Source organism: Chitinimonas sp. BJYL2, assembly GCF_027257935.1.
GTDB lineage: Bacteria > Pseudomonadota > Gammaproteobacteria > Burkholderiales > Chitinimonadaceae > Chitinimonas.
Map to the genome: position 1 here is coordinate 69,161 of NZ_JANZKW010000002.1, position 19,987 is coordinate 89,147.

Annotated in this window: 15 protein-coding genes; 11 read left to right on the forward strand and 4 right to left on the reverse strand. The window is 59.5% G+C overall.

The window, feature by feature from the left end:
* Window positions 1-6: 6 nt before the first annotated feature.
* The 5 genes from astD to O9X62_RS06060 all read left to right on the forward strand — a co-directional run bounded on the left by astD (window position 7) and on the right by O9X62_RS06060 (window position 6,351).
* Window positions 7-1,470 (forward strand): succinylglutamate-semialdehyde dehydrogenase, encoded by a 1,464-nt coding sequence (gene astD, locus O9X62_RS06040; protein WP_269531896.1) that lies wholly within the window; start codon window positions 7-9, stop codon window positions 1,468-1,470.
* An 85-nt stretch (window positions 1,471-1,555) separates the two neighbouring features.
* The gene (gene astB / locus O9X62_RS06045; protein WP_269531897.1) at window positions 1,556-2,902 is read left to right on the forward strand and encodes an N-succinylarginine dihydrolase; all 1,347 of its coding nucleotides are present in this window, start codon (window positions 1,556-1,558) and stop codon (window positions 2,900-2,902) included.
* 109 nt (window positions 2,903-3,011) lie between these two features.
* Complete coding sequence (locus O9X62_RS06050) at window positions 3,012-3,464, forward strand: YaiI/YqxD family protein (RefSeq protein ID WP_269531898.1); 453 nt, start codon at window positions 3,012-3,014, stop codon at window positions 3,462-3,464.
* A 13-nt stretch (window positions 3,465-3,477) separates the two neighbouring features.
* Window positions 3,478-4,449, forward strand: coding sequence for a succinylglutamate desuccinylase (astE, locus tag O9X62_RS06055; RefSeq protein ID WP_269531899.1), 972 nt, complete (start codon window positions 3,478-3,480; stop codon window positions 4,447-4,449).
* A gap of 345 nt (window positions 4,450-4,794) precedes the next feature.
* Window positions 4,795-6,351 (forward strand): S8 family serine peptidase, encoded by a 1,557-nt coding sequence (locus O9X62_RS06060; RefSeq protein ID WP_269531900.1) that lies wholly within the window; start codon window positions 4,795-4,797, stop codon window positions 6,349-6,351.
* A 69-nt stretch (window positions 6,352-6,420) separates the two neighbouring features.
* Here the strand turns inward: O9X62_RS06060 and O9X62_RS06065 are convergent, their stop codons facing one another.
* Complete coding sequence (locus O9X62_RS06065; RefSeq protein ID WP_269531901.1) at window positions 6,421-7,182, reverse strand: RNA methyltransferase; 762 nt, start codon at window positions 7,180-7,182, stop codon at window positions 6,421-6,423.
* 188 nt (window positions 7,183-7,370) lie between these two features.
* Here O9X62_RS06065 and O9X62_RS06070 point away from each other — a divergent pair, with 188 nt between their 5' ends.
* Window positions 7,371-8,147: an inositol monophosphatase family protein gene (locus tag O9X62_RS06070; protein WP_269531902.1), complete on the forward strand. Its 777-nt coding sequence runs from the start codon at window positions 7,371-7,373 to the stop codon at window positions 8,145-8,147.
* Window positions 8,148-8,185: 38 nt separating this feature from the next.
* Here the strand turns inward: O9X62_RS06070 and dacB are convergent, their stop codons facing one another.
* Window positions 8,186-9,655, reverse strand: coding sequence for a D-alanyl-D-alanine carboxypeptidase/D-alanyl-D-alanine-endopeptidase (gene dacB / locus O9X62_RS06075; protein ID WP_269531903.1), 1,470 nt, complete (start codon window positions 9,653-9,655; stop codon window positions 8,186-8,188).
* 423 nt (window positions 9,656-10,078) lie between these two features.
* On the opposite strand from dacB, the gene O9X62_RS06080 reads away from it, so the two are divergent.
* The 3 genes from O9X62_RS06080 (at window position 10,079) to O9X62_RS06090 (ending at window position 13,915) form a co-directional block, all read left to right on the forward strand.
* Window positions 10,079-10,606, forward strand: coding sequence for a porin (locus O9X62_RS06080; RefSeq protein ID WP_269531904.1), 528 nt, complete (start codon window positions 10,079-10,081; stop codon window positions 10,604-10,606).
* A 175-nt stretch (window positions 10,607-10,781) separates the two neighbouring features.
* Window positions 10,782-13,325 (forward strand): DNA mismatch repair protein MutS, encoded by a 2,544-nt coding sequence (mutS, locus tag O9X62_RS06085; RefSeq protein ID WP_308446456.1) that lies wholly within the window; start codon window positions 10,782-10,784, stop codon window positions 13,323-13,325.
* A 170-nt stretch (window positions 13,326-13,495) separates the two neighbouring features.
* Window positions 13,496-13,915, forward strand: a complete 420-nt coding sequence (locus O9X62_RS06090; RefSeq protein ID WP_269531905.1) for a hypothetical protein — start codon at window positions 13,496-13,498, stop codon at window positions 13,913-13,915.
* 24 nt (window positions 13,916-13,939) lie between these two features.
* On the opposite strand, the gene O9X62_RS06095 is transcribed toward O9X62_RS06090, so the two are convergent.
* Window positions 13,940-14,590, reverse strand: a complete 651-nt coding sequence (locus tag O9X62_RS06095) for a C40 family peptidase (protein WP_269531906.1) — start codon at window positions 14,588-14,590, stop codon at window positions 13,940-13,942.
* A gap of 116 nt (window positions 14,591-14,706) precedes the next feature.
* On the opposite strand from O9X62_RS06095, the gene O9X62_RS06100 reads away from it, so the two are divergent.
* The gene (locus O9X62_RS06100; RefSeq protein WP_269531907.1) at window positions 14,707-16,419 is read left to right on the forward strand and encodes an AarF/ABC1/UbiB kinase family protein; all 1,713 of its coding nucleotides are present in this window, start codon (window positions 14,707-14,709) and stop codon (window positions 16,417-16,419) included.
* Between the two features lie 57 nt (window positions 16,420-16,476).
* Here O9X62_RS06100 and O9X62_RS06105 read toward each other — a convergent pair whose 3' ends face one another.
* The gene (locus O9X62_RS06105; RefSeq protein WP_269531908.1) at window positions 16,477-17,301 is read right to left on the reverse strand and encodes a pyruvate, water dikinase regulatory protein; all 825 of its coding nucleotides are present in this window, start codon (window positions 17,299-17,301) and stop codon (window positions 16,477-16,479) included.
* A gap of 284 nt (window positions 17,302-17,585) precedes the next feature.
* Here O9X62_RS06105 and ppsA point away from each other — a divergent pair, with 284 nt between their 5' ends.
* Window positions 17,586-19,967, forward strand: coding sequence for a phosphoenolpyruvate synthase (gene ppsA, locus O9X62_RS06110; protein WP_269531909.1), 2,382 nt, complete (start codon window positions 17,586-17,588; stop codon window positions 19,965-19,967).
* Window positions 19,968-19,987 lie beyond the last annotated feature (20 nt).

A 19,987-nucleotide genomic window follows, 5' to 3' on the forward strand; every position in this document is an offset into this window, starting at 1 on the left:
ACTTCCATGACACAGCAATTTATCGACGGTAACTGGCAAGCCGGCCTGGGCCAGCCTCTGAGTTCGCGTAACCCGGTCAGCGGCCAGCTTGTCTGGCAGGGTCAGGCAGCCACGGCCGAGCAGGTGGATGCCGCTGTGCGAGGCGCGCGTGCGGCGTTTCCAGCCTGGCGTGCAATCGGCTTTGCCGCGCGTGAAGCTATTGTTCGTCGCTTTGCCGAGTTGTTGAACGAGCACAAGGCCGATCTGGCTGATGCCATTGGTCTTGAAACCGGCAAGCCGCGTTGGGAGTCGCTGACCGAAGTCACCACGATGGTGGGCAAGATCGACATCTCGGTGAAGGCCTACCACGAGCGCACGGGTGAGCGTGAAAGCACCATGGGTGATGCACAGGCGGTGCTACGCCATCGTCCTCATGGCGTGGTCGCGGTATTCGGACCTTACAACTTCCCCGGGCATCTGCCGAACGGTCACATCGTGCCGGCCTTGCTGGCGGGTAATGCGGTGGTATTCAAGCCGTCTGAATTGGCCCCTATGGTCGCGCACAAGACGGTTGAACTCTGGGAAAAGGCAGGCCTGCCCAAGGGCGTGATCAGCCTGGTTCAAGGCGCTAAGGACACCGGTGTGGCTCTTGCCGGACATGCCGGCATTGATGGCCTGTTCTTCACCGGATCGAGCAATACGGGTCACTACCTGCACAAGCAGTTTGCCGGCCAGCCGGAGAAAATCCTGGCGCTGGAGATGGGCGGTAACAACCCGCTGATCGTGCAGGATGTAGCCGATATCGATGCCGCTGTCTTCCAGACCATCCAGTCGGCCTATATCAGTGCGGGTCAGCGCTGTACCTGTGCGCGCCGCTTGCTTGTGCCGCGCACGGCTGCGGGCGATGCGTTCATTGCCCGCTTGGTACAGGTGGCCAGCCAGCTCAAGGTCGGCCGCTGGGATGACGCAGACCAGCCATTCATGGGCGCGGTGGTATCCGTGGCAGCTGCCGATATGCTGCTCAAGGCGCAAGCCGATCTGGTTGCGCGCGGTGCAAAGATTGTGCTGGAGATGCGCCGGCTTGAAGACGGTACGGCGCTGCTATCGCCCGGCCTGATTGATGTGACCTCGGTCGCTGACCTGCCCGATGAGGAGCATTTTGGCCCAATGCTCAAGCTGCAGCGCTACGATACATTCGACCAAGCCATTGCCCTTGCGAATGCCACCCGCTATGGCTTGGCTGCCGGCCTGCTAAGCGATAGCAAAGCGCTGTATGAACAGTTCTGGAACGAGAGCCGTGCCGGTATCGTCAACTGGAACAAACAGCTGACGGGTGCATCGAGTGCAGCCCCGTTCGGCGGTGTGGGTGCCAGTGGCAATCATCGCGCCAGCGCCTACTACGCAGCAGACTATTGCAGCTACCCGGTTGCTGGTCTTGAAACCCCGACTATTACGCTACCGGCCCAAATGCCGGTTGGCATGACCATGTAAGTCGTGGGGTGTGATGCGAGGTCGCCCGTCAGGGTGGGCCGATTACTGCATCCACCCAACGCCTTGCGCCTCACGGAGCGAAGACATGAGCGCATTTGAAGCCAACTTTGACGGTCTCGTCGGCCCAACCCACAACTATGCCGGCCTGAGCTTTGGCAATGTGGCATCCACGGGTAACCAGAACGCGGTCGCCAATCCCAAGCAAGCGGCGCTGCAAGGCTTGGTCAAGATGAAGACCCTGCATGATCTGGGCTTCAAGCAAGGCGTGCTCGCCCCGCATGAGCGTCCCAATGTCGCCGCCTTGCGACAGATCGGCTTTACGGGCACCGATGCCCAGGTCATCGCCCGCGCGGCCAAGGAGGCTCCGGCCATTCTGGCGGCTTGCTCATCGGCCTCCACCATGTGGACGGCGAATGCTGCGACCGTGAGCCCCAGTGCTGATACGGCGGACCGTCGTGTTCACTTCACGCCGGCCAACCTCAATAACAAGTTTCACCGCAGCGTGGAGCATCCCACCACGGGGCGCATTCTCAAGGCCATGTTTGCCGATGAGGCCCGTTTTGCCCACCACATGGCCTTACCGGCGCAGATGCACTTTGGTGATGAAGGTGCGGCCAATCACACCCGCTTCTGTCATGAATACGACCAGCCCGGCGTGGAGTTCTTTGTGTTCGGTCAGGCGGCATTCGATAGCCGTTACCCCAAGCCGGCCAAGTTCCCTGCGCGCCAGACGCTGGAAGCGAGCCAGGCGGTGGCACGCCTGCACGGGCTGAGGGATGAGCTGGTGGTCTATGCACAGCAAGACCCGGACACCATTGATGCCGGCGTATTCCACAACGATGTGATTTCGGTGGGTAACCGTAACGTGCTGTTCCATCACGAGAAATCGTTTGTGAACCAGGCACAGGTGCTGGCCGAGCTGGATCGCAAGCTGGCTGCGGCCGGCGGCAAGTTTGTAGCCATCGAAGTGCCGGATGCCGAAGTATCGGTAGCCGAAGCCGTCAAATCCTATCTGTTCAACAGCCAACTGCTTAGCAAGGCCGATGGCAAATTGATCATTGTGGTGCCCGATGAGTGCCGCGTGACCGAGCGAGTCTGGACCTATCTCAACAAGCTGGTGAACAGCGGTGGCCCGATCGACGAGATCAAGGTCTTTGACCTCAAGCAGTCGATGCAGAATGGTGGCGGCCCCGCTTGCTTGCGTCTGCGTGTGGCGCTTTCCGAGGCTGAGCTGGCGGCCGTGAATCCAGCGGTGTTGATGAACGATCAGCTGTTCGCCACCCTGAATGCATGGGTCAACAAGCATTACCGAGATCGACTGGAAGCCGCTGACCTCGCGGATCCGAGCCTGCTGACCGAATGTCGAACGGCGCTCGATGAACTCACGCAGATTCTGAAACTGGGCTCGGTTTACCCGTTCCAGTTCTGCTGATCCACCGCCTCCCCGGCGAGGCAGCGTGGGGAGTGGGTTAAACTGCGCCCATCTCCTTCAGGCGCTCTCCGTCCTGACTCAAGGGTCAAGACGGGGAGGGAATCACATCATGAAAATCTGGGTTGACGCTGACGCTTGCCCGCGCGTGATCAAGGACATTCTTTTCCGCGCCGCCGATCGCGCGCAGATTGCCACCACACTGGTGGCCAATCAGCTTATCGCCGTGCCCCCGTCGCTGTATCTGCGTGCCGTACAGGTGCCATCTGGTTTTGATGTGGCAGATAGCTATATCGTCCAGGCGGTGGAAGCAGGTGATCTGGTCATCACCGCCGATATTCCGCTGGCTGCGCTGGTTGTCGAAAAGGGCGCCCGGGCGCTGGATCCGCGCGGTGAGCTGCACACCGCAGCGACCATCCGTGAGCGTCTGTCGATGCGTGACTTCATGGAAAACCTGCGCGCCAGCGGTGTGGAAACCGGCGGCCCGGCTGCATTTGGTCAGGCAGAGCGACAAGCCTTTGCCAAACAGCTCGACAAGCTGCTGGCACAGCGCCCCAAGGGCTAAGGGAGTTAACCGCATGACCTATCTGGCCGATTTGCTTGCCTCACGTCCGGCCGATATACCGGCAAGCCTGCCTGATGGCACACGCATTGTCTTGCATGGTGAAGGACTGCTGGCCATTGAGCCTGCCCGGCCGCTATTCGACCTGTTCATTTCCAGTGGCATTCACGGCAATGAAACCGCGCCGATCGAACTGGCCGCCCGCTTGCTTGATGACGTGCTTAACGGCCTGTTGACGGCGCGTGCACGCATCCTGTTTGCCTTTGGCAACCCCGAAGCGATGCGCCGCAATGAGCGCTACCTGGACGACGATCTGAACCGTCTTTTCGGCAAGCCTGCAGCGCAGACTGGGGATGGCCCTGCGGCTCAGCGGGCGCGTGAGTTGGAGGCGGTATGCCAAGCCTTCTTTGCGGCATCGGCGGAGCGCTGGAAGCTGCACTACGACTTGCATACCGCCATACGTGGTTCAAAGATCGAGAAGTTCGCGATCTATCCCTATCCGCATGAGACGGCGTTTGATCGCGATGAAATCGCCCGTCTTGCGGCATGCGGGATCAGCGCGGTCCTGTTGCAGAGCAAAACCTCCCCCACCTTCAGTTACTTTACCCGCCGGCACTGCGGTGCTCACGGATTTACCCTGGAGCTGGGCAAAGCGCGACCGTTCGGGCACAACGAGAGCGTGGATGTAACTGCGCTGGAGGCTGAGTTGCGCCGTCTGATCGAGGGCGAGCGCAGACAGTATGAAAAGCCCATGCCGGCCCTGTTCCGCGTTGCGCGTGAAGTGACCAAGCAGACCGAGGACTTCCGGCTGCATCTGGCGGACGATGTGGAAAACTTCATGGAGCTCGCACCGGGTTTCGTGCTGGCTGAGGACGGGGGCGCCCGTTTCGTGATCGAGGAAGAGGGCGCACGCATCGTGTTTCCCAACCCCAAGGTCAAGCCGGGTTTGCGGGCGGGTATCGTCGTGGTCCCCGCGCGGCTGGATTGACCGTGGCAAACCGATCACACCGGCAGGCACACTGTTGCGGCGCCGCCGCAGTTGTGGCTAATGGTATGGCTGATACCGGTATTAGTGGCCTTGCCCTGCGAGCCTAGTGGCGACGCCAGTTTGACGCCAACGTCAAGTAATGATGTTTCAATAACCGTACGGTTGTACCGGTAAATTCCGCACTGCATCATGGACTTACGTTTGCGGCGTGGGTCTTCGTATGGGCAATATCCCCCGTCGCTTGCCGCGACCGCGCAGGACGTTGAGGCTCTCAAAGAGTGGGAAATCAGGCTCGAGCACTGGCGCCAGCGTGACCGTCAATCCAATGTGGGGAGTCACATCGCAATGCAAACGAAGTCCTACAGGCTTACCGGCCTGGCCCTGTCCTTGGCAATCGCTACCGGCGCAACCTACGCCAGTGCTGCCGCCGACACGACCCGTGTCATCGTCGCTTTCAAGCCCGGCAAGGCTGCGCAGGTTCACTCGGCCATTGCGGCTGCACGTGGCCAGCACAAGCTCGATATTGTCGGCATGGATGCCATGGCCATTGAAGTGCCCACGCAGGCGCTCAAGGGTCTGCAAAACAATCCGAACGTGGAATACGTTGAGGTCGACGAAAAGCGCTATCCGTCTGCATTGACGACCCCTTCCACCGGTTCCCCCTACCTACAGGGTCAACTGGTTCCCTACGGTATCAAGATGGTGCAGGCTGATCAGCTCCCGGCTGGCGATATGAGCACCAGCAACCGCAAGGTCTGCATCATCGACTCGGGCTATGACCGTGCGCATGAGGATCTGGCCACCAACAACGTCAATGGCGAGTACGACTCTGGTACCGGCTGGTGGTACACCGATGAAAACCATCATGGTACGCACGTGGCCGGCACGATTGCTGCGGCCAACAACAGTGGTGTCGGTGTCGTCGGCGTGAACCCCAATGGCCTCCTGCGCCTGCATATCGTCAAGGTATTCGGTGCTGAAGGCTGGGCCTATTCGTCCACCCTGGCCACCGCAGCCAACAAGTGTGCGGCTGCCGGCGCCAATGTGATCAGCATGTCACTCGGCGGCTCGCGTTCCAACAAGACCGAGCAACGCGCGTTTGATAGCCTGCTCGCCAAGGGCATTCTGCCGATTGCCGCTGCAGGCAATGATGGCACGACCGCCAAGTCCTATCCTGCGTCCTACACCAGTGTGATGTCGGTAGCGGCGATTGACGAGAACAAGCAATGGGCCACGTTCTCGCAGTACAACACCGCCGTCGAGATTGCTGCACCTGGTGTGCAGGTGCTGTCGACGGTCCCCATGGGTGGTGGTTCCGAGTCCCGCTTGTCGGTGGCAGGCGTGAACTATGTCGCTGGTGATATGGACGGCTCGCCCAAGCGTTTGGCCACTGCGGCGCTGATGAACTTTGGCATTGGCGACACGGTGAACGCCGCGGCGGCTGGCAAGATCTGTCTGATCGCACGCGGTACAGTCGATTTCTCCACCAAGGTCAGCAACTGTCAGAACAGTGGCGGTGTGGGCGCTATCGTTTACAACAATACCGCGGGTAGTTTCGGCGGTACGCTGGGCACGACCGTCACGACGATCCCGTCCGTGACGGCCAGCGATGTGGATGGCGCCGCAATGCTGACCAAGCTGGGTCAGAGCGCGACCGTTGAGGTTCGTCCGACCAACTACGCGTACTTTGACGGTACTTCCATGGCCACGCCGCATGTGTCTGCCGTGGCTGCGCTGGTGTGGAGCTACTTCCCCACCTGCACGGCTACACAGATCCGCAATACGCTGAACAAGTCGGCCGAGGACCTGGGAACGGCAGGCCGTGATACCAAGTATGGTTATGGCTTGGTTCGTGCGCGTGCCGCGTATGACCGTCTTGCCCAGTTCGGTTGCAACAACTGAGCCTGACTCAGGCGGGGTGCGCCCTGTTTGAAGAAGACAACACCCGCCGATCTGGCGGGTGTTGTTGTTTCAGGGCCTGATTTGACGCGCTTCCTGCGCCGCGCGGAGCATGCCGCGCAAGATATCGACTTCCAGTTTTTCGAGCTGAATACGCGCAAACATGCGCCGTAATCGGGGCATCAGGCGCTTGGGGTTGTGGGGATTGAGGAACTGCAGGTCGACCAGTGCCTGTTCCAGATGAACATAGAAGCGCTCGATATCGTCGTGCGCGGCCAATTCGGTTTTCTCATCCAGATGGCTGACGCCTTCATCCAGCGTACAGCGCAGCTCGTAGGCGAGGATTTGCACGGCTTGGGCCAGATTGAGCGATGAATAATCCGGATTGGTAGGGATGGTGACCAGCTGGTTGCACTTGCGAACCTCGTCATTGCTGAGGCCCGACATCTCGGTGCCGAACACCAGGGCAATCTGTTCACCTTGTGCCGCATGCCGGATCAGCTTGGGGGCGAGCTCGCGGGGCGTGTGACGCGGCACACTCACTTCATGGACGCGCGGACAGGTAGCCACTGTCAGCGTGCAACCCGCCAGTGCGGCATCCAGCGTATCCACGACGATTGCGTTATCCAATATGTCATCTGCGCGTGAAGCCAATGCCACGGCTTCCGGGTCCGGGAAGCGCTTGGGATTAACCAGATAAAGCCGCGATAGCCCCATGGTTTTCATGGCACGGGCCACGCTGCCGATATTGCGTGGCAGGCTGGTGTGCGAGAGCACGACGCGGATGCGCGTCAGCACTTGGGGGTCGAGGTCTTGCGTGTCCAGTTTCGTCATTGCCCGAGTTCGCGTAAAATGCCAAAAAATCAACGGCGTCGGTTGTCCCGACGCCGTTTTATCTGGCCATGCCAGATAGAGAATTGTTCTTTGCTTCCTGCCGCATCGTGTGCCGCGCCTGTGTTGATCTGGCGAGCTCGTCTATTGTTCCTTGGCAGGAGGCTTAACCCGTTGCCCAAGGACTAACCATGCACCCGATGCTCAATACGGCCATCAAGGCCGCCCGCCGCGGCGCTTCCGTGATTCAGCGCGCCTCCAATAATCTCGATCTCTTGCGTGTCGAGCGCAAAGCCAAGAACAGCTTTGTGACCGAGGTGGACCGTGCGGCTGAGCAGGCGATTGTCGAGACCCTGCTGGAGGCCTATCCAGGGCACGCCATTCTAGCGGAAGAGGGTGGTGCTCGAGGCGACAACGATTACACCTGGATCATTGATCCGCTGGATGGCACCACCAACTATCTGCATGGTGTGCCGCAGTACTCGATCTCGATCGCCCTGTCGCACCGTGGCCAAATCACCCAAGCGGTTGTTTACGACCCCTGCGCCAACGAAATGTTTACCGCTACCCGTGGCGGCGGTGCTTTCCTCAACGATCGCCGCGTTCGCGTTTCCAAGACACGCGAGTTGGCCGATTCGCTGGTCGGCACAGGTTTTCCCTATACCGATTTCGACAAGCTCGATCTGTACATGCGCCAACTCAAGGAGGTCGTCCAGAAATCGGCCGGCGTGCGTCGTCCTGGCTCCGCGGCCCTGGATCTTGCCTACGTGGCCTGTGGCCGCTTCGATGCCTTCTGGGAAATGGGCCTGAACAGCTGGGACATTGCTGCAGGCAGCCTGCTGGTTCTGGAGGCTGGCGGCCTGATCACCGATCTCCAGGGCGATGCTGACTACATGGAAAGCGGTGATGTGATCGCCGGTTCACCCAAGCCATTTGCCCAACTGCTCCAGACCTTGCAACAGGCCTGATCGATGCTAAAAAAGCCCGGTTCAGCCGGGCTTTTTTATTAGCGGTCACGTCTCAGCGGAGAGAGACTGGTTTCAGGGTTGTTGCTGGCCACCCAGTCGATCAGGGTGTCGAGCACCTTGCGATTGGCGACGGCATCACTGCCCTGATGATTGATCATCGCCGAGATTGCCCAATACTTGCCTCGACCATCCCGAACATAACCGGCCAGTCCCGTCACGCCAGACAGGGTGCCGGTCTTGAGCCGGGACCACCCGGCCGCCTCGCTGGTGGTGAGTCTGCGACGCATCGTGCCATCTACACCGGCAATGGGCAGGCTGGCTTTCAGCTCATCGGCAAACTGGCTCTCCCAGGCACGCACCAGCATTTCGGCCATCGTGCGTGGCTGGATGCGTTCACTTCGGGAAAGTCCCGAACCGTTTTCAATCACCAGGCCATCAGCGTCAATCTCATGCCGCTTTAACCATTTGCGCACAGCCGCGTCAGCGCATTCGCTCGTCGTCTCCAGGCTACACGCGGCGTTGGCACCCATGGTCAGGTAGACCAACCGGGTAATGGCATTGTCCGATTGCTTGTTCATATTGCGGATCACCTCAGCCAGCGGTCGGCCGCGATGTGTGGCCACCCATTGTGCGGTGCCGGGGGCCACGCCCGGCTTCACGGTGCCCCGCAGGCTGCCACCCAGTTCGCGCCACAGCTTGGTGATGACCTTCTGAGCGGTCCAGTCGCGCTCAAGCAGGTTCAAAGGCTCTTCGACCTTGCAGTTCTTGGGGAAACTCCCTTGAAAAACGATGCGGCGCAGCTCTCCGCTTGCTGTCACCTGCGGCAATCGCCAGTCGGACTCCCAGTCATTGCATGGGGTGTCGGTGAGGCTCACACCCTGGGTGTCTACGTCGAGTTGATCGATGATGGGGCTGGTGCTTACTCGCAGCGTGCGTTCATCGCTTTGGAACCTGAAATCAAGCAGGCTGCCATTGAGATGCAAGGCATCCGGGATCACGTTGTAGGCAAACTCCGGGGCCTCATCAAAGGGCGGCTGGCCCAGATCAGCGCGCACCGGCTTGAACAGGCTGCGATCGAGCAAGACGTCGCCGCGCACTTCACGTATCCCGGACTCGCGCAGCTGACGCAGCAATTGCCACATTGCTGGCCAGTCCAGATCCGGATCTGCGCCGCCTACCAGATAGACATCTCCGTGGAGCACGCTACCTTCCTGCTTGCCGGCGATTTTCAGCTCGGTCTTGGCGCGATGATTCAGCCCGAGGCTATCGAGCGCAACAATCGTGGTGACCAGTTTCATGGTCGACGCCGGTTGCATGACCCGGCGTTGCTGAAAGCCCATCGGCGAGGCGTCGCTCTCCAGCGGCAAAATCGAATAGGCCAGCGCCTCCGCGGGCAGTCCGGCTGTATCCATGGCGTCAGCCACGGGCTCGGGTAGCCGTGAGGCGTGGGCGGTCGTCAGTAGCAAGGCCGAGCACAGGGCAAGAATCAGGGAAGGGCGTGCAGACATGGGAGCATCAGCATGTTCGGGAAAGCGTATTTAAACGCGAGCCCTGCCCAATGGACAAAACAAATCGACACCAAATATAAGTTGATGTCATGACAGAGTCGGTAGGTACCTCACCGCGTAGGGCTGGCTATGACGACATTCGCGGCAGCCAGATTGCGCACGCAAGGCGCTGCATGCCGGAAGCTGAGTCGAATATTCGAATTATCTGCTTCTGGTGGGGATAGTCAGAACTAGTGATGCGGCGCCTGCATGGTCTGGTTAAAGTTCCATATAGACAAATGTTCCTAATCACATACCAATCGGTATGTTAACTAGCCAGGTCTGCTGTATCATGTGGGCTGGTGACCATTTTGGTGTTGTATCAAAACGGTATATCCATTCTGCATGAGCAGATAAATCAAATTATCTGAATGAGGAAAGTTCATGAAAAAGCAATTTGCCGCTCTGGCTCTGTTCGCTGCAATCGCTACGCCTGTTATGGCTGATGGCTTCTATGTGGGTGCTGATGCGGGCCGCAGCAAGTATTCATTCGACGGCGGCAGCGAGAATGACACTACGCTGGGTATTTTTGCGGGTTATGACGTCCATCCGAATTTTGCGATTGAAGCCGGTTATCGCACCTTTGGCGAAATCAGTGGTTCCGATGAAGGTGTGGCACTGGCTGTTGAGGCAACTGGCCCACAAGCATCGCTGATTGCCAAGACACAGATTGCTGACGGCGTGGATGTTTATGGCCGTTTTGGTGTCATGTCGGTGAAGCTCAAGGCAACCGCCTCGATGGGGGGCGTGAGTGCCTCCGAGTCTGAGACCAAGGCTCGCACCCTGTTTGGTCTTGGTGCTCGCTACGCGGTTACCAAGGAGTTCGGTGTGCGCGCTGAATACACGCAGGTGGCAAAGTGGGACGACCTGAAGCTGTCGACCTTCACCGTTGGTGCTGACTACCGCTTCTAATCGCTTCGCGTTCAAGCGTAGTGCTAACAACGCCCGCTGCCCTGACCCGGCAGCGGGCGTTGTCGTTTCTGCTAGCCATTCTTCGTTCCGGGCTAGAATCGCGCCTCTGTACTTCTCCCCCTCATCTGAATCAACAGCCGTAGCCGTGGAATACGCCGTGGAAAAACACACCCCGATGATGCAGCAGTATCTGGGAATCAAATCCCAGCACCCGGACAAACTGGTGTTCTACCGCATGGGGGATTTCTACGAGCTGTTCCACGATGACGCCGCCAAGGCCGCACGACTGCTCGACATTACCCTGACCAGCCGTGGCCAGAGTGGTGGCCAGCCCATCCGCATGGCGGGAATTCCCTATCACGCTGCCGAAGGCTATCTGGCCAAGCTGGTCAAGCTGGGGGAGTCGGTGGCCATTTGCGAGCAGATTGGCGACCCTGCGACCAGTAAGGGGCCGGTGGAACGCCGAGTCATGCGCATCGTCACGCCAGGCACGCTGACCGACGCGGCACTGCTGGACGAGAAGCGCGACAACCTGCTGCTGGCGCTCAATATCCACAAAGGACAGCTGGGCTTGGCCTGGCTATCGCTGGCCTCTGGTGAATTCCGCTTGCTGGACACGGACGCCGCGCAACTGCATTCCGAACTCGAACGCATCCGTCCCGCCGAGGTATTGCTGCCCGATGGCCTGCCGATCAACCTGCCGGCCGGTGCCCATGTGGCGCGCCGGGTGGCCGACTGGCAATTCGACGCGGATACCGCGTTACGCAACCTCTCGCGCCAGTTCCAGACTCAGGATCTGAGTGGCTATGGCATTGATGCTGCCACGGTAGCGGTGGGGGCGGCAGGCGCCTTGCTGGAGTACGCGCGCCAGACGCAATGTGGCGCAATTCCACATATCACCGGCCTGATGCTGGAGCATGCAGGCCAGTATCTGACGCTGGATGCCGCTACCCGGCGCAATCTGGAACTCACCGAAACCATCCGTGGCGAAGCCTCGCCCACCTTGTTCTCCCTGCTCGATGGCTGCCAGACCAGTATGGGTAGCCGCTTGCTGCGCCATTGGCTGCACCATCCCTTGCGCCAGCAGGGCAAGGTGATACGCCGCCGTGATGCGGTGCAGGCGCTGATCACCTGTCGGCAGCTTGATGCAGTACGCACCCATCTCGCAGGTGTGCACGATATCGAGCGCATTACCGCGCGGATTGCCCTACGCTCAGCTCGCCCGCGAGACCTGTCGAGCCTGCGTGATAGCTTGCTGGCACTGCCGCAATTGCTGCCCCTGCTGCCGCCGGATGCCCTGCTGACAGACATTGCCCGCCAGTTGCAAGCGCCGCCCGACGTCGTGAACCTGCTGCAAGCCGCGGTGATGGACGAACCCTCGGTCGTGCTGCGCGATGGCGGGGTCATCCGCCCCGGCTTTCACGCCGAACTCGATGAGTTGCGTGCGCTGCAGACCAATCACGGCGATTTCCTGCTGGCACTGGAAGCACGCGAGCGTGAGCGCAGCGGGATACCCAACCTCAAGGTTGAGTACAACCGTGTGCATGGTTTTTATATCGAAGTCACCAATTCGCATGGCGACAAGATCCCTGACGATTACCGGCGCCGCCAGACGCTGAAGAATGCCGAGCGCTATATCACGCCTGAACTCAAAGCATTTGAGGACAAGGCGCTATCGGCGCAGGAGCGCTCGCTGGCGCTGGAAAAGCAGCTCTACGAACAGATGATCGACATGCTCGCGCCGCATGTGCCCAGCTTGCAGTTGCTGGCACAGGCCGTAGCCGGGCTGGATGTGCTGGCCGCGCTGGCAGAGTGCGCGGTAAGGCTCGACTGGGTCGCCCCAGCCTTTGTAGACGACGTCACGCTGCAGATCGATGCAGGCCGGCATCCGGTCGTTGAGCAGCAGTTGCGGGATGGTTCGGGCGAAGCGTTCATTGCCAATGATCTCCGGCTTGATGCGAGCCGCAAGCTGCTATTGATCACCGGCCCGAATATGGGTGGTAAGTCGACCTATATGCGTCAGGCCGCGCTGATCGTACTGCTGGCCCATATCGGCAGCTTCGTGCCGGCCCGTGCTGCGGCCATCGGCAAGGTGGACCGTATCTTTACCCGTATCGGTGCTAGCGATGATCTGGCGGGTGGCCGTTCGACCTTCATGGTTGAAATGACCGAAACCGCCAATATTCTCAACAACGCTTCCGAACATGCGCTGGTGCTCATGGATGAAGTCGGTCGCGGGACTTCGACCTTCGATGGTCTGGCATTGGCTTGGGCAATTGCCCGCTCGCTGATCGAAAAGAACCGCAGTTACGCCCTGTTCGCCACTCACTATTTCGAGCTGACCCAGCTCGCACTCGAATACCCTCAGGTGGCCAACGTGCATCTGGATGCCGTGGAGCACAAGGACAAGATCGTGTTTCTGCATAGCGTGGAGGACGGTCCTGCAAGCCAGAGCTATGGTTTGCAAGTGGCACAGCTGGCGGGCTTGCCGCGTGACACCATCCGCCAAGCGCGCCGTTATCTGGGCGAGCTGGAAAGCCAGCGGGTCGGGCATACCTCGCAGGGCGATCTGTTCTCGGCGCCTACACCCGCTGAAGTGCATGCAGAGCCCGATCCACTGATCGAGCAACTCGCTACGCTGGACCCCGACAGCATGACACCGCGTGAGGCGCATGCCTTGCTCTATGCGCTGAATCAGGCAGCACGCAAACGCGACTGAATCCCTTCCTCAGCCCGCTGTGCCTGCCGCGGTAGTGACGATTGAAAAATTCAATCGTCATGCTGGCTTGCCCGCCGTGCTGAGGCCCGTCTATAACGGGTCAACGCGTTGCATGCTTGCCTTCCGGGGAAGGCGTCAGACTAACTACACACGCTGTGCGGAGTGACTTCATGGTAGGTAACAGCAGCCGGCTGGACGATGGGCTGGCAAGAATCTTCGGCATCACGGCTGATCAGGCCGGGGTCAATCTGGACGCAATCCGCGCCAAGGCGGCGGGTAATCTGGCTGCCTACGGCAAGCTGATTAGTGCACTCTTTGATAGCCAGTCCATACCGATTCCGCCGCCAGTACACCTTCAATGGTGGGAAGAAGGCAGCCGTATCCATGTGGTCGCGGATCATCCTGATCGCGAACGCATAGAGATCCTGCTCAATGGTGATGGCGAACTGGTTGAGGAGTTCAAGGAGCTGGAATTGCTCCATGAGATTGTCCGCAACGCCGAACTGGCGGGTGCGGCCACAACCGAGGGGCAGCATTTCAATATCGGCGTGACCAGTTCGGGTCTCGTGGCTTTCTACACCGAAACCTGAGACAGCCGGCCGCCGACAAGGCGATCAGCGGCGCTTTTTGCGTGCCGTGCTGATCGCCTTTTTCTTTTTGGTCTTGCCGGGTTTGATCGCCTTCTTCTTGGCGCTGCGCTGGCTGGCGCGCGCCTCTTCCATCAATTGCTGGAGGAAGGGGCTACGGGCGGTGACGGTCTCGTTGGTGACTCGCCGTGCGCCGTTATAGCGCTTGACCCAATAGGCATCCGATAGCCGTACGATCTGGATTTTCTGGCCCTTGCGCGGAGAGTGGATGAAGCGGTCGTCACCCAGATAGATTCCCACGTGCGAGAACTGTCGCCCCAGCGTGTTGAAGAACACCAGATCGCCCGGTTGCAGGGCGGATTTGTCGATATCTTCCCCCAGCCGGCTAATCGCAAAGGCGTTGTGGGGCAGGGCAATATTCAGTGACTGCTGGAACACGTAGCGGATAAAGCCGCTGCAATCGAGACCACTTTCCGGTGTGCTGCCGCCCCAACGATACTTGACGCCGATCAGCCCAAGGGCTTGCAGGATCATGTCTTGTGCAAATTCCGCATCGGGTGCTGGCTGGGTGGCACTCAAGGCGTCGGCTTCGGCAACGGGAGCGGGGGAGGGGGTCGGGGTGGCCAGCGCGAGCGGCGCCAGCAAGACCACGATCAGGTGTCGGAATTTCAACGTCATGCCCGGCACTGTAAAAGGATTGGTTCAAAAAAAGAAGCCAGATTGCGATCCGCTGATGCAGAGCGACAAGTGTGCACGCACACGTTTTCTGGCCAACTGCCTGCTACGATGGGCTCATGTTGAGAGAAACCCTGAGCCTGATGCGCGATCTGCCGCGTATCCGAGAAATCATCGGCGTGTTGGCCAGACACGGATTTGGTCAATTGGTTCGCCGCATGAACGTACAGCGGACCTTCGAGCGCGCTGGCGAGTCGCTGGAGTTGCCGGATAGCCCGGATCGCAGCGAGCAGGCCCCCGCTGTAAGAGCACGCAAGGCTCTGGAGGAACTAGGCCCGACCTTTATCAAGCTGGGCCAGGTAATGGCGACCCGGGTGGATGTATTTCCTCCCGAGTGGATCACTGAATTTGAAAAACTCCAGTCCAATGTTCCGGCTACGCCTTTCGCCGAACTGGAGCAGGCATTAACACAGACCTGGGGGCGGGCGCCGCGGGAGCTGTTCAGCGGCCTCGATGAAACCCCTATCGGCTCTGCCTCCATTGCGCAGGTGCATCGTGCCAGCTTGCCGGATGGTCGTCAGGTCATCCTCAAGATTCGCCGCCCCGGCATCGAGGCCAAGATCGAGGCCGACCTGCGGGTATTGCATCACCTGGCCAGCCTGATCGAGTTCGAGTTTCCCGAGGCCCGGCAGTATCAGCCTATCCGGATCGTGGAACAGTTCGCCAAGTCTTTGAGGCGGGAGCTCGATCTGGCAATGGAGGCCCATAACCACCGCCGCTTTGCCGAGAACTTTGCCGGCGATCCACATATTGTGATCCCCACCATTCACTGGGAATACACCAACGAAATCGTCAACGTCCAGGACTATATTGCCGGCGTGCCGGGCACCGAGATCAACTTGCTCGCTGCCGCCAATCTGGACCGTGTCCTGCTCGCGAAGCGCGGTGCCGATGCCGTGCTCAAGATGATTCTGGTCGATGGCTACTTCCATGCCGACCCCCATCCGGGCAATGTGATCTATTTGCCGGAGAACCGTATTGCCTTCATTGATTTCGGCATGGTGGGCCGTTTACCGGCGGCACGGCGTGACGAGATCGTGGATTTGCTCACGGCATTGGTGGCGCGCGATGAAGGCGGCATCCTGAATGTGCTGCTGGACTGGACGGGTGATGCGCCGGTGGATGAGGATCGCCTTGCCGCCGATCTGGCCGAGTTCATGTTCAATTACGAGAACCTGACGCTCAAGGACATTCGCTTCGGGGCCCTGCTCAATGATGTGATCGCCATCATGCGCGAGCACGCCATTTCTTTGCCGCCGGATCTGACGCTGTTATTCAAGGCGCTGATCACACTCGAAGGCTTGGGGCGCCAGCTCGACCCGGCATTCCAGATGGTGCCGCACCTGCGGCCCTTTGTTCGCAAGCTGGTTATCCACCGTTATTCACCGGCCACCTTGTTCCACAAGGGGCGCCGCAATCTCTGGGAGGTCCTTTCGCTGCTGGGCGGGGTACCTCGCGATCTCTCCAGGCTGGTCAAGGCGGCCCGGCGCGGCAAGTTGAGGATAGATCTGGATCTCAAGCGGCTTGATCACTTTGGCAGCCAGATTGATCGTGCGGCTAACCGCTTGACCCTGGGCATCGTCACCGGTTGCCTGATCATCGGCTCCAGCATCGTGATGACGGTGAATGCCGGCCCCATGCTGTTCGGCCTGCCTGCGTTCGGGCTGATCGGCTTTCTGATTGCTTTCTTCAACAGTGTCTGGCTGATCTGGTCAATCTGGCGTTCGGCCAAGCGTGGCCGCGATGCCGATTGGTTATCTGGTCATCTTTGACCCGCGATGAGGCAATCGCGGGTCGGCACGTTGATGGTCAACCAATTGTCTGCAGGATCAGTAGATGCGGCGCGAGAGATTGGCTTTGTGCACGATGGTGGAGGCCAGTTCCTCAATCGACTTGCTGGTAGTGTTGAGGTGCGGGATCCCGGCATTACGGTATAGCGCCTCGGCCTCGGCAACCTCGAACTTGCAGTTGTCGACTGAGGCGTAGCGGCTGTCGGGTTTCCGCTCTGCGCGGATTTGGGCCAGCCGCTCTGGGAGAATCGTCAGCCCGAAGAGCTTGTGCTTGAAAGGCTGCAAGGTTTTCGGCAACCCAGACTGGCCGAAATCGTCAGGTGTCAGCGGATAGTTGGCGGCCTTGATACCGAATTGCAGTGCCAGATAGAGACAGGTAGGTGTCTTGCCCGAGCGGGAGACGCCCACCAGCACGATGTCGGCGGCATTCAGGTCGGCGGGACGGACGCCGTCATCATGCGCCAGCGCGAAATTCACTGCCTCGATACGGGCATTGTATTCGTTGAAGTTTTCGATGCTGTGGCTCTTGCCTACCGTGTGGGACGACTCCTTGCCCAGTTCGCTTTCCAGTGGCTCGATGAAAGCCTCAAAGAAATCGACCACGTGCGCCTCGGGCACATGAATGATGTCGCGTAGCCGGTCTTCAACGAACGTCGAAAAAACCAGTGGCCGCGCACCGTCTGCTTCGCCGGTCTGGCGCACGCGCTCGGCAACCAGGCGGGCTTTTTCTTCGGTATCGATGAAGGGTAGGGTGATACGCTTGAACTCGATGCCTTCGAACTGGGTAATCAGGCTGTGGCCCAGCATTTCTGCGGTAATGCCGGTGCGGTCGGAGATGAAGAATACGGTTCGGCGTAAGGGCATGGCGTGTTGTCCTGGCGGGGTTTTCTGCGAGGATGTTGCCACACCCAACCGGTCTGCTGACGAGCGGTTGTGCAGATGCAACATCGGCTAGCTGGGCCTGCATGACGCGCAAACCTTGTAGTGTCGGCGATTCTAACTACATGACGGCCAACGATCGATGGCTGTTTCGTGTTGCGTTGCGTCATCCGGCGTTATCGAACGTCGCCTGGATGTCAGCGAGAAACGGCGTAAACAGGCTAGAATCGCGGTCTCGAATCCCCAATTCCCCGCAAGGAAATTCAGCAATGGCAGAGAAAAACGTCATCTGGTTCGAAGAACTGCGCATGACTGACGTTGAGATCGTAGGCGGCAAGAACGCCTCGCTCGGCGAAATGATCAGTCAGCTCGCAGCCTCCGGCGTGCGCGTACCCGGTGGTTTTGCCACCACGGCCGATGCCTACCGCGCCTTTCTGGCCCATGACGGCCTCTCCGCTCGCATCGATGTTGCCCTGAGTGCGCTGGATGTGGACAACGTGACTGAATTGCTGCGCGTGGGCAAGCAGATCCGTGAATGGGTGATCAACCAGCCGTTCCCTGCTGCGCTTGAGGCTGATATTCGTGCGGCCTACGCCAAGATGGAAGCCGATTCAGGCGCCACCATTTCGGTCGCCGTACGCTCCTCGGCCACTGCCGAAGACTTGCCTGATGCCTCGTTTGCCGGCCAGCAGGAAACCTTCCTTAATATCGTGGGCGTGGACAACGTTCTGCACGCCATGAAGGAGGTGTTCGCCTCGCTGTATAACGACCGCGCCATTTCCTACCGCGTTCACAAGGGTTTCGAGCATTCCGTCGTTGCCTTGTCGGCCGGTGTGCAGCGCATGGTCCGTTCGGACAAAGGCGCGGCAGGTGTCATGTTCACCATCGATACTGAATCGGGTTTTGACGATGCCGTGTTCGTCACGTCCAGCTATGGCTTGGGCGAAACGGTGGTGCAGGGTGCCGTAAACCCCGACGAATTCTACGTGTTCAAGCCGAACATCCGCGCCGGCAAGCCCGCTATCCTGCGTCGCAACCGTGGCTCCAAGCTGATCAAGATGGAATTCACCGCCGAGGCCAAGGCCGGCAAGTCGGTGCAGACCGTCAATGTGTCCGATACCGACCGCAATCGTTTCTCGATTACCGATGCGGAAGTTGAAGAACTGGCTCGCTATGCATTGATCATCGAGAAGCACTACCAGCGCCCGATGGATATCGAGTGGGGCCGTGATGGTGTCGATGGCAAGCTCTATATTCTGCAGGCTCGCCCTGAGACGGTGAAGTCGCAGGAAGCGCGCGGCGAAACGCTGCGCCGTTACCGTCTCAACAGCAAGTCGGCGGTGTTGACCACGGGTCGCGCCATTGGCCAGAAAATCGGCCAAGGCGTGGTGCGCCTGATTCGCGATGCCAGCGAGATGGACAAGGTCAAGCCCGGCGATGTTTTGGTGACCGACATGACCGATCCCGATTGGGAGCCGGTAATGAAGCGTGCTGCTGCCATCGTGACCAACCGTGGCGGCCGCACTTGCCACGCTGCCATCATTGCGCGTGAACTCGGCATCCCGGCCGTCGTCGGTTGCGGCGACGCGACCCGCGCGCTGGTCGATGGCCAGCAGGTCACCGTATCGTGCGCCGAAGGCGATACGGGCAATATCTATGAAGGCTTGCTCGACGTCGAAATCATCGACCTCAAGCTCGACAGCATGCCCAAATCCCCGGTCAAGCTGATGATGAACGTGGGCAACCCGGAGCTGGCTTTCGACTTCAGCCATCTGCCCAATGAAGGTGTGGGTCTGGCGCGCCTTGAGTTCATCATCAACCGCATGATCGGTATCCACCCCAAGGCGCTGCTCGCCTATCCGGATCTGCCTTGGGATCTGAAGCAGCAAGTCGACGAGCGCATCGGTGGCTACACATCGGCAGTGGACTTCTATGTGGAGAAGCTTGTTGAAGGCGTTGCCACCATCGCTGCAGCGTTCTACCCCAAGAAGGTCATCGTGCGCATGTCGGACTTCAAGTCCAACGAGTACTCGAACCTGATCGGTGGCCAGAACTACGAGCCGCATGAAGAAAATCCGATGATCGGCTTCCGTGGTGCCTCTCGCTATATCAGCGAATCATTCCGCGATTGTTTCGAGCTCGAAACCCGCGCGCTCAAGAAGGTGCGCAATGAGATGGGTCTGACAAACGTCGAGATCATGATCCCGTTTGTGCGCACGCTCGATGAGGCCAGCAAGGTGGTTGAGCTGCTCAAGGAACAAGGCCTGGAGCGTGGCAAGGATGATCTGCGCCTGATCATGATGTGCGAGATTCCTTCCAATGCAATCCTGGCGGATCAGTTCCTCGAATACTTCGATGGTTTCTCGATTGGCTCCAACGACATGACCCAGCTCACGCTGGCGCTGGACCGTGACTCGGGTGGCCCCATTGCCAGTCTGTTCGACGAGCGTAATGAAGCGGTCAAGGCCCTGTTGTCGATGGCGATCAAGGCGTGTCGTGCCAAGGGCAAGTACATCGGCATTTGCGGTCAGGGTCCGTCGGATCACCCTGATCTGGCTCGCTGGCTGGTGGAGCAGGGCATCGAGACGGTATCGCTGAATCCGGATACGGTGGTCGAAACGTGGCTTTATCTGGCCAAGGAATTAGGCTAAAACCACAGTAATATCAGCAA

Coding starts and splice junctions, on each gene's coding strand:
- ppsA (WP_269531909.1), top strand. CDS start 17,586: ATGGCAGAGAAAAACGTCATCTGGTTCGAAGAACTGCGCATGACTGAC.
- dacB (WP_269531903.1), bottom strand. CDS start 9,655: ATGTCTGCACGCCCTTCCCTGATTCTTGCCCTGTGCTCGGCCTTGCTA.
- O9X62_RS06070 (WP_269531902.1), top strand. CDS start 7,371: ATGCACCCGATGCTCAATACGGCCATCAAGGCCGCCCGCCGCGGCGCT.
- O9X62_RS06080 (WP_269531904.1), top strand. CDS start 10,079: ATGAAAAAGCAATTTGCCGCTCTGGCTCTGTTCGCTGCAATCGCTACG.
- O9X62_RS06100 (WP_269531907.1), top strand. CDS start 14,707: ATGTTGAGAGAAACCCTGAGCCTGATGCGCGATCTGCCGCGTATCCGA.
- astD (WP_269531896.1), top strand. CDS start 7: ATGACACAGCAATTTATCGACGGTAACTGGCAAGCCGGCCTGGGCCAG.
- O9X62_RS06065 (WP_269531901.1), bottom strand. CDS start 7,182: ATGACGAAACTGGACACGCAAGACCTCGACCCCCAAGTGCTGACGCGC.
- mutS (WP_308446456.1), top strand. CDS start 10,782: ATGATGCAGCAGTATCTGGGAATCAAATCCCAGCACCCGGACAAACTG.
- O9X62_RS06050 (WP_269531898.1), top strand. CDS start 3,012: ATGAAAATCTGGGTTGACGCTGACGCTTGCCCGCGCGTGATCAAGGAC.
- astB (WP_269531897.1), top strand. CDS start 1,556: ATGAGCGCATTTGAAGCCAACTTTGACGGTCTCGTCGGCCCAACCCAC.
- O9X62_RS06105 (WP_269531908.1), bottom strand. CDS start 17,301: ATGCCCTTACGCCGAACCGTATTCTTCATCTCCGACCGCACCGGCATT.
- astE (WP_269531899.1), top strand. CDS start 3,478: ATGACCTATCTGGCCGATTTGCTTGCCTCACGTCCGGCCGATATACCG.
- O9X62_RS06090 (WP_269531905.1), top strand. CDS start 13,496: ATGGTAGGTAACAGCAGCCGGCTGGACGATGGGCTGGCAAGAATCTTC.
- O9X62_RS06095 (WP_269531906.1), bottom strand. CDS start 14,590: ATGACGTTGAAATTCCGACACCTGATCGTGGTCTTGCTGGCGCCGCTC.
- O9X62_RS06060 (WP_269531900.1), top strand. CDS start 4,795: ATGCAAACGAAGTCCTACAGGCTTACCGGCCTGGCCCTGTCCTTGGCA.